This is a genomic window from Alistipes shahii WAL 8301 (assembly GCF_025145845.1).
Taxonomy (GTDB): Bacteria; Bacteroidota; Bacteroidia; order Bacteroidales; family Rikenellaceae; genus Alistipes; species Alistipes shahii.
The window spans coordinates 1,980,265-1,992,656 of record NZ_CP102253.1 but is presented as its reverse complement, the minus strand read 5'-3'; the positions used below and the strand labels follow the sequence as shown (position 1 = coordinate 1,992,656).

The following is a 12,392-nucleotide window of genomic DNA, read 5'->3' as shown; positions in this document are numbered from 1 at the left end:
GCTTTTGTTTGCATTAAGGCGTTTGTTTTCAGTTTGTTGCATCGGATTTCCGCATAACAAATAACTTGACTTAACGTTTAACAAAACCACAAAGTTCAGGTTATCATGCAACGCAGCACTTTCAAAGTCCTTTTCTATGTGAAGAGGCAGTCCGAGAATCGGGTCAGGTTCCCGTCATGGGTCGTATCACGATCAACGGTACGATGTCGCAGTTCAGCTGCAAACTCACCGTCCGTTCTTCTCTCTGGGATGCCAAAGCGAACAAAGCCGCAGGCAGAAGCCTCGAATCGCAGCGCATCAACGAGAAGCTGGAGAATATCAAGACCAATATCGGCAAGCAGTACCAGCGTCTCTGCGACCGGGATTCGTATGTTACGGCCGAAAAAGTCCGTAACGCCTTTCTGGGTATGGGGGACGACTGCCGCCTGCTGTTACAGACTTTCGACGAATACCTCGCAGGCTTTCTCAAACGTGTGGGCAAAGACCGCGCCTATTCCAGCTATGAGGACTACTGCAAACGCCGCCGCCGTCTTGCCTCCTTCCTCGAATACGAATATCATGTCAAGGATATTGCGTTCAAAGAACTGAAGCGGGAGTTTATCGAAAAGTTTGTGGTCTACCTCTCCTCAGTACAAGGGATGCGTTCCGGGACGATCCATTCTACGCTCAAAAAACTGAAGCTGATGACCTATACGGCGTATAAGAACGGCTGGATTGCCGCCGATCCTTTCGCAGGTTTCTACGTGAGGCCGGAGTACTCGGAACGGCGTTACCTCTCGGCTTCGGAATTGCAGGCCGTCATGGACGTCCGACTGCCCAATTACCGGACGGGCATCAACCGGGATGCCTTCGTCTTCTGTGCCTTTACAGGCCTGAGCCATGCGGACGTGGTGAAACTTACCCACGCAGATATTTATACGGACGATAACGGGGATCGGTGGATTATCGACAGGCGCCAGAAAACGGGTACGCAGTTCCGGGTCAAACTGCTTCCCGTCGCCGCAATGCTCTACGACCGTTATAAGGACATGCATCTCTCGGGAGACCGGGTCTTCCCGCTCAAAGGCACCTATAATACGTTGAACATGTCATTACGGCATGTTGCCAGACACGCCGGTCTGTCATTCAACCCGACGATCCACATGGCCCGGCATACCTTTGCCACGACGGTCACGCTTACGCAAGGCGTGCCTCTGGAAACGGTCAGCAAGATGCTGGGGCACAAGCGGATCACCACGACCCAAATCTACGCTAAAATCACCAATGACAAGATCGGACAGGATATGAAGGCATTGAGCGAGAAACTCAGCAGCGTCTTCAAGGTCGCACAGTAACCCGGCGCGATCCCGGAATAGCGCATATCTAATATCTTCGGAATTTATTTCCGCCGGCAGGGAATTAAACGCCGGAGATGGAAATCCGCAAGGCCATGCGAATCGCCCGAGGGGCGAGCCTTGCGTATTTCCATCCCCGGCGTTTTGCTGAACGCATGTAGATTTGCAGCGTGATGTAATCACAGGTTATTTTGATATGGAGTCGCAGTGAACCGGGGCTGGACGTAAGCTTTGAGGCTTGGCGGTAGATTTGGACTGCGATTCCATTAACCTGAGAGAATGGCTGTTTAGAATTGTAGGTTTGAAGACCTGGTACATGTGATAGCATACGACTCTCACAAAACTAACAAGTTATGCACTATTTGTATTATGTGGGTCTGGATGTGTCGAAAGAGACTTTCGATGCGTCTTTGGTCGCCTTCGAGGATGCAAACGAGATGGCTCACCGCAAATTCGCCAACTCCCGAAAAGGGATCTGCTCGTGTCTGCACTGGGTTGAGAAGCGGCATGGTATTCGGCTCGACGATGTGATTTTCTGCGCCGAGGATATGGGGAGCTACATATCCGAGATGGCGGTTTGTGCTTCCGACAGGACGCTGACTTTCAATTTTTCACTGATCTCGCCGTTGGTAATCAAGTATTCGATGGGTATTGCCCGTGGCAAAACAGACAGAGTGGATGCCCGGCGTATCGCCGAGTATGCGATCACTCACTATCGGAAGATAGCCCTTTATCTGCCTGCAGAGAAGGAGCTGTGTCAGTTGCGCACATGGCTGATCTTAAGGGCTCATCTGGCAAAACAACGTGTAGCGAAACTGGTGTTGCTCGAAAAATTAGACTACAAAGAGAAATTCGCGGATGTATCTATTCAACGTTCCATGCTCCAGGAGGAGATCGCGTATGCAGAAATTCATATGAAAACCATCGAACGGGAAATGAAGGAACTGATAGCCGCCGACAGCAACATTTGCCGGAACTACAAGCTGCTGACCAGCATCAAAGGTGTAGGGCCGATCACGGCCATTGTGATGCTCTGTTCGACGCTTAATTTCACCAAAATCACAGACCACCGCAAGTTTGCCTGCTATTGCGGGCTGGCTCCGTTCGAACATAGCTCCGGCACAAGCGTTCGCGGGGGATGCCACACATCGAGCATGGCGAATCGAGACATTAAAGTACAACTGAACCGCAGTGCACTGATTGCCATCAGGTGTGATCCGCAACTAAAGGCATATTACGAACGCAAAGCGGCTGAAGGTAAACATAAATTCAGCGTCCTGAATGCTGTGAGGGCCAAAATCGCCGCCAGATGCTTTGCCGTCGTAAGGCGTGGAACACCATATGTAGCGTTGCAGATATAATCCGGCATACATATCTGCCATTCGATAAGATTTTGAGATCATTCAAAATCTCAAAATCTTATTGTCGGAACAGTCCGTCTAATTGGGAGCCGAACCTACTCATAATTAATGTATTGTCATTTCCGTACTCCGCAAATTAACGATTCTGACTATGGGATGCAAGGCTATACAAGCGCTTCGCGGCCTTGCATCCCATAACCAGAATCATTTTGCTAAACGCTACGACAAAAAATGACAATTTCCGGGCATGAAACTTTTTGCAGCTTTTATTTGGTTTTATCTTAGAATTCTACCGTCGGAATAGGCGGCTTTCTGCGGCCCGGACGCTACCCTGCGGACTGCCCCTCCAATAGCCATAATCCACGACACGCACGTCATATACCCCAATAGGCATAACAACCGCTCCCGACGTTTCGTTCAGCTGTCCGTTATAATTCGCATTGTCTGTTCAAAACGGTCGTCTGTTGTTCTTCTTCTCGTGGAGATAATTCAGCTCACCGCTGTAAATGTCCATGACAAATCGCAGCATATTGTCGACCAAGGCCGTAAGCCTTGTACTCTCATTCCCTAACAGGTGGAGTATTTCCGATACTTTGTGCTTGGTTCGGGTACTGACATAGATCGCAGAGCGGTTGCGGCAATCCACCGGAGCGAAGAACGTGCGTTCAAAATCCGGTAGCGTGAGCTTTTTCCGACGGAAACCGGAATGTTCTTTTACGGTACTCGCAGTGGAGTCTATGCCTGTTTTCTCAGCAGTCGGTGCCGATGCTCCGGATACCGTTTCCGATGTGTTTTCCTCAAGAGCGTTCGTATCTTCCTCTTCCGGCTCGGGAATCCTGCGGACGACTTCCGAGTCCAAAGGGGCTTGTCCGGCGATCATCTGACGCATCAGTTCCTCGTCGACTTCGATACGGGGACGCTTAGCAGGATTGGGTGCGGGGTTGTCTTTTTCCTTTAATGAATCCATGGTGCAACGTTTTTGAGATTGATTGTCAGCCATACGAGCATAGAGTATGTATGTCTGGTTTATTGGGTTAAACCATTCAAAATACCGTTTTCTATTTCATGCAGTTTATATCGGGATAATGAACGCAATAAGAAAATCGACCTTTCATGCTGCAAGATACAACTGGGTGAAATACCTCGGTTCCGATGTCCGCTCCAGACCGCTCCAGTCCGTACCGAGGGTTTGTTTTGGCGCCCGCATGGTTGTAATATTGCAGAGGGAAACGACCCACCCTCGGAAGCCGTAGCGGAGGTTTGGCATAGATTTTTCGAAAATTTTTCCGCCGCGGATTTTTCGCCTCACTTGAGGCGAGCGAGCTGTACCTTCGTATGCCGAAAAAATTTTCGGCATACGAAAGGTGCTCGCTCTGCGAGGCCGGGTGGCGTTCCCGAGTCACGCCACCTTACAACCTACGATATGACAAGTTCAAAAAAGAGGATCGGACGCCCGACAACGACAGATCCCAGAGTCCACAGGTATAATTTCAAACTCACCACGGAGGAGAATATCCGCTTTAAGCAGATGCTTTATAAGGCGGGATCGGAGCATAACCGGAGCCGTTTTATCGTCAAAAGAATCTTCGCCGAGGAGTTTGTCGTCATCAAACGCGACCCGTCGAAGACGCAGTTTATTGCCCGGCTGAATGACTTTTATTTCCAATTTCAAAAGCTGGGGAATAACTGTGTGCCCGTCAAGGCGATATAATAAATATAGCGATGGCAAGCTATTAGGTAAGTGTTCTTTGAAAATAACCTATCATCAACCGACTTATCTGAAAGGGAAACCGGACAGGGAGTGTAGCATGTCGGGGTAAACCATAAGTCAGTTAGTTACCGAACTGCGACTGAATGGGGTGATGAAAGACAGATATGAGGATAAAATCCGGATTGATTGAATGACAGCCTGAGCGGTACCTAGCGAAACTGTGACGTTAAGGTAACTATACTCGTCATATCGTGATACACTCATTGTAGTAGTTGTACAGAGAGCAAGAACTTATCACGACGCAACTGTAATAAGCAGTAAAAGGCGGACGTCATATCCGACAATCTGTCGCGCCATAGTTATTATATCGTAAACGGGGATTACCTAAACCGGAATGCCGTAAGGCTATTGGACGAAGGTCTATGAATATCCGGCATGGTAACGGAGCCGCCGTAGTAGTCCGAGCGAGGGAAAGCCTCGCACACGGCGAAGGGCGGCAGCTAATATTCATTAATACGATTAACGGAAAATGCGAGAGGCATTATGAGAAGTCCCGCAAGAGTATTAAACAGTCTGACAAAGCATAGTCAAACCACGGAATACAGGTTTGAGAGGCTTTATCGTATTCTTTTCAATGAGGAAATGTATTATCTGGCTTATCAGCGAATATATGCCAGGCCGGGTAATATGACACAAGGTGCAGACGGGAAAACCATCGACCGTATGAGCCTTTCCCGCATTGAGAAACTGATCCTTTCGTTGAAAGACGAAAGCTACTCTCCCCAGCCATCGAGAAGAGTGCACATCCCGAAGAAAAACGGAAAGACACGACCTCTCGGCGTACCCTCTTTCGACGACAAACTGGTGCAGGAGGTAGTACCATTCGTACAATCCATTTGCCCCGTTCTTTCCGATGCATAAAACATGCTCGCCGGAACTCCCATATCCGGCTTTCAGCCGGATAATCCATCCCGGGAAACAACCCGGTGCAGGCCGCACTTGCTCGCCGGAAAACACACATAAACCCTCTTAGCCGGGAATTCCATGCAATGAAAATAGTGTGTAATTTTCAGATATGCCCTTATTTGGGGGACTAACAGTGTAAAAGTTTTTGCTTTTGTGGGTGTTGGTGTTGATTTTTCTTATTTTTACAGGCGTTTGGAGTTAAAATTATTGAACTGAAACTGCCTGAATGAATAATCGTGCCTATGCCGTGGACATCCTGCGGGGACTTGCCATCGTGGGGATGGTCCTCTCGGGTTACATCGCCTGGAATCCCGACCTGCCGGCGTGGCTGTTCCACGCGCAGCTGCCGCCGCCGTCGTTCGTCTTCGATGCGTCGGTGGCGGGAATTACGTGGGTGGACCTCGTCTTCCCCTTTTTCCTCTTTTCGATGGGCGCGGCCTTTCCGCTCTCGCTGGGCCGCAGGCTGAACCGCGGCGACCCGCCCCGGCGGATCGTCGTCTCGATCCTCAAACGGGGCCTGCTGCTCGCCTTTTTCGCCGTTGCGCTCGGCAACACGGGGCTGTGGACGCTCGACGCCGTGTTGCAGCGTCCCGTCGTGAGCGCCCTTGTGACGATGACGGTCTGGGGCGCCTTTTTCGCGATGTTCGTGCGGATTCCCGGCTTCATCCCGCGGCAGAACGGGTGGCTCAACGCCGGCGGCATTGCGGTCCTCGCGGTCCTTATGGGCGTGTACCGGTGGCTGGGCGTCGGGGTGAGCGTCGTGCGGTCGGACATCATCATCCTGATTCTCGCCGACGTGGTCGTCGCGGGTTCGCTGATCTGGTGGCTGACGCGCCGCAACCTCTGGCTGCGGATGGGCATCGTCGCCCTGATTGCCGCCCTGAAGCTGGGCGCGGCGGTTCCGGGGTCGTGGAACGAGGCGGTGTGGAACTTCTCGCCTGTGCCGTGGCTCTTCCGCACGGAGTTTCTGCAATACCTCTGCATCGTGTTGCCGGGAAGCGTGGCCGGCGATCTGTTCGCCCGCTGGCTGGCGCGCGGGCAGCAGGAGGAGCGTCCGGCGCTTTCCGGACAGATCGCCGCCGCAGGGCTCACAGCGCTGCTCCTTGCGGTCAATATGTGGGGGCTTTTCACCCGTACGCTGACGCTCAATCTGGTGCTGACGCTCGCGCTGGGCGCGGCGGCGTGGATGTTGCTGCGCAAGCCCCGCACTGGGATCGAATCCCTGCTTTATCGACTGTTCACGACCGGATTTTTCTGGCTCCTGCTGGGTCTTGCGTTCGAATCGCTCGAAGAGGGCGTGAAGAAGGACCCCGCCACGGTGAGCTACTTTTTCATCACGGCCGGAATGGCTTCGCACGTGCTGCTGGTCACGTCGGTCCTGCTCCGAAAGGGCCGTTCGCGGGGCGGTCTGCTCGTCCTTTGCGGGCAGAACCCCATGATCGCTTACACGGCGGCGGGTTACGTCGTCGTGCCGCTGCTCGTCTTCGCGGACCGGGCCGTGGCGCTCCCGTGGCTGTGGGGTCAGTGCGGCTGCGTGATGGGAGTCGGGCGCGGGGTGATCGTCACCCTGTTGATGATGCTCTTCACGGCGGCCTTCACGCGGAGCAAAATCTTCTGGCGCACCTGACCAAAAAAACGGGGCCGAAGCCCCGTTCTGTCACTTGTCGGAGAGCGCCCGTTCGACGACGGGCGGCAGAATCCGCTCCATCACCCGATACCCCGCTTCGGTGGGATGCACGCCGTCGTAGGTGTATTCGGCGATCATCGAACCGTCCGCGGCCGCCATCGGCGTATGGTAATCCACATAGGGGATGCCCTCCCGTTCGGCGTAGGCGCGGATCATCGCATTGAGCCGGACGATCTTCTGCGCCGGTTCCAAACCCGGACGCCAGGGGAAGTCACCGGCCGGGAGCACCGAGCAGAGGACGGGCCGGATGCCGTTGGCGCGCGCCAGCTCGGCCATCGACTGGATGTTGTCCAGAATGTGCTCGAGCGAGATGTAGCCCGTGTTTTGCGCCAGGTCGTTCGTGCCGCCGCAGATCACCGCGACCTGCGGATGCAGTTCCACGACGTCGGCGCGGAAGCGCACGAGCATCTGCGAAGTGGTCTGTCCGCTGATCGCGCGGCTCGCGTAGCCGTTTTCGGCGAAGAAGTCGGGACGCTTGGCGATCCACCCTTCGGTGATCGAGTTGCCCATCAGAACGACTTTCGGATGCTCCGCCAGCGCGGCGTTCTCCTTTTCGAAACGTCCGAAGTTGGCCCAGTCGGCCGGGGCCTGTGCGGCGGCCGTCGCGGCGGTGAGGGCGGCGGCGAGGGTGATGATAAGATTTTTCAGCATGTCTAACGGTGTTTATCGGTGATTTATTCGTCGGTCAGTTCCTTTTCCACGGCCTGGGCCGCTCCCTCCTCCGTGTCCGGATGGGCGAAGGGGATGCGCCATGCGATGAGGAATATGGGGATGGTGGCCATGAGGGCCCAGAGGAAGAAGCGGTGGTAGCCGACCTGGTCGCAGAGCCAGCCGCTCGCCATGCCCGGCAGCATCACGCCCAGATTGGCCAGCGACGAACCGAAGGCGTAGTGGGCCATTTTGTGCGGTCCGGGCGCCACCTGCTGCATGATGAAGAGCGTGAGGCCCACGAACCCGAATCCGTAGCTGAAATATTCGAAGACGATGCCGCCGCAGATCAGCAGGGGCGATGCGGGCTGGAACCAGGCCAGCAGGGCGTAGACCACGAACGGGATGTTGAAGATCGTGATGAGCGGAAACAGCGCCCGCCGCAGTTTGAGCCACGCGATGAAGTAGCCGCCCAGGATCGAACCCACGACGAATGCGATCACGCCGAACGTGCCGTAGTAGAGGCCGATCTGCTGTTCGGTCAGGCCGAGACCCTGATTGTCGAGCGGGGCGTTGAGAAACAGCGGAACGATCTTGATGACCAGCCCCTCGGCGAAGCGGTAGAAGACGATGAAGGCGATGTAGATGCCGATGTACCTTTTCCGGAAGAATCCGCGGAAGATGGCGCCCGTCTCGCGCAGCGCCTCGCCGACGCTCCCCGCATGGGCCGTGGCTTCGCCGCCCGAAGGCAGCATCCGCAGGTGGTAGATTCCCAGCAGGAAGAGCAGCGCGCCGCAGAGCGCCATGACGATCATCCACGCCTCGACGATCCCGACCCGCTCTTTGAGCGCTCCGGCCAGATAGACCAGCCCGCCCATGGCGAACACCTTGGCGATGTTGTAGAACGCCCCCTGCCAGCCGATGAACCGCGCCTGCTGGTCCTTCGAGAGTTCGGTGATGTACACCCCGTCGGTGGCGATGTCGTGCGTGGCGCCGCTGAAGGCGATGACGCCCATCAGCGCCACGGCGTAGGGAAAGAAGTCGGGCAGGGGCAGCGTCAGCGCCGTCAGCGCCAGCCCCAGTCCGGAGATGAGCTGGGTCGACACGACCCAGAATTTCTTGGTGCGGAACATCTCCATCAGGGGGCTCCAGATCGGTTTGAGCGACCACGGCAGGATGATGAGCGAGGTCCACAGCGCGATGCGCGCATCGTCGATGCCCAGACCGCGGAACATCAGCGTGGAGACCATGTTCACGAGGATGAACGGCAGTCCCATGGCGAAGTAGACGGTCGGAACCCAGGATAGCGGCGAGCGGCGCCGGACGGTTTCGGGTTTCATGCGTTTTTGCGTTTAGTAGTTAGGCACGGACATTACGGACGGAGGCGGGAGCGGTTGAAAACGACCCTGCGGCGGCCCTCCCCTCCGGTTTCGGCTTATTTGCCGCAAAGATAACAAAAAGGCGGAAGGGTGCAAAACCGGATTCCCGGCGGTTCGGCAAAACCCTCCGACCGATAAAAGTGCCGTTACGACACCAAAGATAATTATTTGCGGCTAATTATTCGACATTCCGGTCGGGCATTTCCCACCCCGTGATCGTGGCGATGTAGGGAATGACGGCCATGGCCATCTTGCGGTGTCCCCGGTGGTTGGGGTGGTAGTTGGCGCCCATGTCGCGGTCCCAGTCGGTGATGCCGGGAAGCATGGCCGTGAGGTGGAGATGCGCGTCCTGCCGCTCGCGGAGGAAATTCTCCAGATAGCGCAAGATCACTGTGTTGTCGCTCGGGGCCACGCACAGCACGGGAACCTCGCCGTAGGCCGCGCGCAGCTGATCCAGCGCCTGCGCGTAGGAGGCGTTGAAGGCCTGCTCCGAAGGGGTCACGTCGGTGCTGAAGTCGTTCGAGCCGAGCTTGATGACGACGATGTCGGGCGTGCAGCCGCGGAAATCCCAGCGCGACGCCGGGTCCATGTCGAAGGTGCACAGCATGCGTTCGCGCATGGTGCAGTCGGAGACCTCCTTTTCGTCGCCCCAGTTGCGGACGATGCCCTGTCCCGAGTGGGCGATGAGGGTGTATTCGGCGTCGAAATAGCGGGCGATGACGCATCCCCACGCCAGATCGCAGTTCTCGGTCTCGGGCGTAAAGGGCTCCTCGACCGATTTGCCCTCGGTGCCGTAGCCGCAGGTGTGCGAGTCGCCGATGAATTCGATGTGGCGTGTGCGGGGTGCGGGAAGCGGAAGCAGTGCCCCGTCGGTTTCGACGCCGCGGAGCGTCGTGCGGCCCTGTTCGCCCTCGGTGCGTTTCTGTACCAGTATGGTATGCGGCCCGCGTTCGAGCCCCTCGGCCAGCACGACGGTCGAATCGGCCCCGGAGGTGGCGGCGACGCCGGTGTGCCGGCCGTCGACGAATACGTTGTAGTAGTTGCGGCCCGTGTCCGCGGCCCGCATGGCGCAGCGCGTGCCCTCGAATCGGAACGTGAAGTGGCTGCCGCTCCAGTCGAACGACAACGCTCCCCCGGGGCCCTTTGCGGCGCGGCCCGTGAAGCGGATTTCGGGCGAGTCGGCGGGGGTGAACACCGGGCCGCTGCCGCGGCCCGAAGCGGCCCCGCAGGCGAAGAGCAGCAGGGCGAAAATCAGTTTTTTCATCGGTTTATTCTTTTTTCAGCGCGGTACGTGTTTCCGAAGCGGTCGCGGGCCGTGACCTCGACGCGCCGCGTTCCGGCGGGCAGCGGCGCCGCGTAGTAGTGATCCGACTGTGTGACCGTGATCCATTTGTGGTCGAGTTTCGACGCATCGGCGTAGAGCCTCCGGGCCTGGGGATCGACCGCCGTGGTGCGTTCCATCCACACGGGGCGGCCGCCGTCGGCGCGCATTTCGACCGTCCAGGCGGGGTCGCAGTTCCAGACGTTGGCCACGATGCGTCCGGCGAAGGCTTCGTCGTCCTTGGAATCGTAGATTTTCAGCTGGAAGGAGCGCGGATGCCCGACGGATTTGTAGTACCACGACACCTCGCCGCCGTCGACCTCGAAGACGGCGTAGCCGGCCGGCGTGCCATCGGTGCAGATCGCGCCCTGCCACCACGCCCCGCTCAGGGCCGCGACGTTGTGTTCGTAGAGCCCCGCGCGGACGGGGCAGTTCGTCGTCGTGTGCATGTGACCCGAGACGATGTGCGCGTCATAGGGCTCCAGCAGCCGGTGCAGGGCCCGGTGGTTGCAGAGCGACCGCTCGGCCTGCGCATAGTCGAAGGGTTTTTCGTCCTTTCCGGCGAACGCGGTCGGGATATGGAGCGCCACGACCACCGTCGTTCCCGCGGGAACGAACGACAGGTCCCGTTCGAGCCACGCCAGCTGCCGCTCCTCGAGATAGCCGATGTAGTACCAGTCGCGGCCGATGTAGTAGTTGTCGTTCAGCACCGCGTAGTGTACCTCACCCACGTTGTAGGAGTAGTACGCGGGGCCGTACATTGCTTCGAACGCCGCGGCCGACGTTTCGTGCGAGCGGCCCCAGAGCTTCATGTCGTGGTTGCCCATCGCGTTGCGGAACTCGATTCCCGTCGCCGACATAACCTCGTTGTAGGAGGTGTAGAACGTGTGGTCGCCCGAGGTGATGTCGCCCGCGCAGATGCCGTGCATCGGGCGTCCGGAGCGCTCGGCGGCGGCAGCGGTTTGGCGGATGTCCTCCGCCGCACGCTCCAGCAGGCGGAACTCCTTGCGGGCGAAGAGCTGCGGATCGGCGACGACGACGAAGCCGTGGCGGGTTTCGCCGGATGGTTTGCGCCGGAGACGGAAGTCGTGGGAACTGCCGTCGGACTTCGCCGGAAGGTAATGGCGCACGACCCCCTCCTCCGAGGGCGACGCATAGCCCGCGGGGGTCGAGACGAAGACGAAGCGCGCCCGGTCGTTCGCCGGAAGCACGAAGCGGCCCGCCGAGTCGGTGGCGGCGCAGTTGTCGCCGTCGCTCACCACAACCCCCGCCAGACCTCGGCCCGCGCAGGTCACCGTGCCGATACGCGCCCCGGCCGACGTGACGTAAGGGCGCAGTGCCTCGACCCAGACGGCGTAGCCCGCCGGTGTGAGGTGGATGCCGTCCACGGTATACTCCGCGGGGAGTTTTCCGTCGCGGAGCATGCGGCTGCGGATGTCGATGAATTTCAGTCCGCGCCGGGCGGCCATCCGCCGCAGCAGGCGGTCGAAAGCCTCGATGCGGGCGTTCTTACCCGTGAAATATGGTTCGTTGCGCGCCTCGTCGAGGGGCAGCGGACTTTGGATAAAGACCTGCGTCGCAGGCGATTCGGCGGCGATGCGGTCCAGCAGACGTTCATACTGCCGGAGCAGCGCCTCGGGCGCGATGGTCGAGAATATCAGGTCGTTGACGCCCGCCATGAGGAATATCGCCCGCGGCCGTCCCGCCACGATGCTGTCCAGCCGCGCGGCCATGCCGGCAACGCAGTCCCCGCCTATGCCGCGGTTAATCACGTGCGCTTCGGGGAAGTATTCGGCCCAGGCGCCCCGCTCGGTGAGGCTGTTGCCGAGCATCACCGTGTGGTGCGGCCGCACGGGGAGAGACTCCTGCTGACTGCGTTTCGAGAAGTAGTAGTCGCCGCGGTAGTCGAGCGAGTCGGGCTGAGCAGCGAGCGTGACCGCCGCGGCGGTCGACAGAAGGGTCAGAATCAGTCGTTTCATAAGCAG

At 57.7% G+C, this 12,392-nt stretch carries 9 protein-coding genes and 1 pseudogene; 5 read left to right on the top strand and 5 right to left on the bottom strand.

Going from position 1 to position 12,392, the window contains the following annotated elements:
- Positions 1–176: 176 nt before the first annotated feature.
- Positions 177–1,334 (top strand): site-specific integrase, encoded by a 1,158-nt coding sequence (locus NQ492_RS08530; RefSeq protein ID WP_259872888.1) that lies wholly within the window; start codon positions 177–179, stop codon positions 1,332–1,334.
- 353 nt (positions 1,335–1,687) lie between these two features.
- A complete protein-coding gene (locus tag NQ492_RS08525) occupies positions 1,688–2,695 on the top strand; it encodes an IS110 family RNA-guided transposase (RefSeq protein ID WP_259872887.1) in 1,008 nt (335 codons plus the stop codon).
- A 448-nt stretch (positions 2,696–3,143) separates the two neighbouring features.
- On the opposite strand, the gene NQ492_RS08520 is transcribed toward NQ492_RS08525, so the two are convergent.
- Positions 3,144–3,662 carry a DUF3408 domain-containing protein gene (locus tag NQ492_RS08520; RefSeq protein ID WP_009596716.1) on the bottom strand — a complete coding sequence of 173 codons (519 nt, stop codon included), beginning with the start codon at positions 3,660–3,662 and terminating at the stop codon, positions 3,144–3,146.
- A gap of 456 nt (positions 3,663–4,118) precedes the next feature.
- Between NQ492_RS08520 and NQ492_RS08515 the strand changes: the two genes are divergently transcribed.
- The 3 genes and pseudogenes from NQ492_RS08515 (at position 4,119) to NQ492_RS08505 (ending at position 6,999) form a co-directional block, all read left to right on the top strand.
- Positions 4,119–4,406: a plasmid mobilization protein gene (locus NQ492_RS08515; protein ID WP_118406431.1), complete on the top strand. Its 288-nt coding sequence runs from the start codon at positions 4,119–4,121 to the stop codon at positions 4,404–4,406.
- 543 nt (positions 4,407–4,949) lie between these two features.
- A pseudogene (locus NQ492_RS08510) lies at positions 4,950–5,294 on the top strand (reverse transcriptase/maturase family protein); the annotation flags it as partial.
- Between the two features lie 304 nt (positions 5,295–5,598).
- Entirely contained in the window at positions 5,599–6,999 is a 1,401-nt protein-coding gene (locus NQ492_RS08505) for a DUF5009 domain-containing protein (RefSeq protein WP_015547672.1), read from the top strand.
- 30 nt (positions 7,000–7,029) lie between these two features.
- Here NQ492_RS08505 and NQ492_RS08500 read toward each other — a convergent pair whose 3' ends face one another.
- The 4 genes from NQ492_RS08500 to NQ492_RS08485 all read right to left on the bottom strand — a co-directional run bounded on the left by NQ492_RS08500 (position 7,030) and on the right by NQ492_RS08485 (position 12,386).
- Complete coding sequence (locus tag NQ492_RS08500; RefSeq protein ID WP_015547673.1) at positions 7,030–7,710, bottom strand: SGNH/GDSL hydrolase family protein; 681 nt, start codon at positions 7,708–7,710, stop codon at positions 7,030–7,032.
- A 23-nt stretch (positions 7,711–7,733) separates the two neighbouring features.
- On the bottom strand, positions 7,734–9,047 hold the full coding sequence (locus NQ492_RS08495) for an MFS transporter (protein WP_019149374.1): 1,314 nt from the start codon (positions 9,045–9,047) through the stop codon (positions 7,734–7,736).
- A gap of 217 nt (positions 9,048–9,264) precedes the next feature.
- Positions 9,265–10,350 (bottom strand): SGNH/GDSL hydrolase family protein, encoded by a 1,086-nt coding sequence (locus tag NQ492_RS08490; RefSeq protein WP_015547674.1) that lies wholly within the window; start codon positions 10,348–10,350, stop codon positions 9,265–9,267.
- Entirely contained in the window at positions 10,347–12,386 is a 2,040-nt protein-coding gene (locus NQ492_RS08485) for a calcineurin-like phosphoesterase C-terminal domain-containing protein (RefSeq protein WP_015547675.1), read from the bottom strand. The genes NQ492_RS08490 and NQ492_RS08485 overlap by 4 nt, the downstream gene beginning before the upstream one ends.
- Positions 12,387–12,392: the final 6 nt, after the last annotated feature.

Coding starts and splice junctions, on each gene's coding strand:
- NQ492_RS08530 (WP_259872888.1), top strand. CDS start 177: ATGGGTCGTATCACGATCAACGGTACGATGTCGCAGTTCAGCTGCAAA.
- NQ492_RS08525 (WP_259872887.1), top strand. CDS start 1,688: ATGCACTATTTGTATTATGTGGGTCTGGATGTGTCGAAAGAGACTTTC.
- NQ492_RS08520 (WP_009596716.1), bottom strand. CDS start 3,662: ATGGATTCATTAAAGGAAAAAGACAACCCCGCACCCAATCCTGCTAAG.
- NQ492_RS08515 (WP_118406431.1), top strand. CDS start 4,119: ATGACAAGTTCAAAAAAGAGGATCGGACGCCCGACAACGACAGATCCC.
- NQ492_RS08505 (WP_015547672.1), top strand. CDS start 5,599: ATGAATAATCGTGCCTATGCCGTGGACATCCTGCGGGGACTTGCCATC.
- NQ492_RS08500 (WP_015547673.1), bottom strand. CDS start 7,710: ATGCTGAAAAATCTTATCATCACCCTCGCCGCCGCCCTCACCGCCGCG.
- NQ492_RS08495 (WP_019149374.1), bottom strand. CDS start 9,047: ATGAAACCCGAAACCGTCCGGCGCCGCTCGCCGCTATCCTGGGTTCCG.
- NQ492_RS08490 (WP_015547674.1), bottom strand. CDS start 10,350: ATGAAAAAACTGATTTTCGCCCTGCTGCTCTTCGCCTGCGGGGCCGCT.
- NQ492_RS08485 (WP_015547675.1), bottom strand. CDS start 12,386: ATGAAACGACTGATTCTGACCCTTCTGTCGACCGCCGCGGCGGTCACG.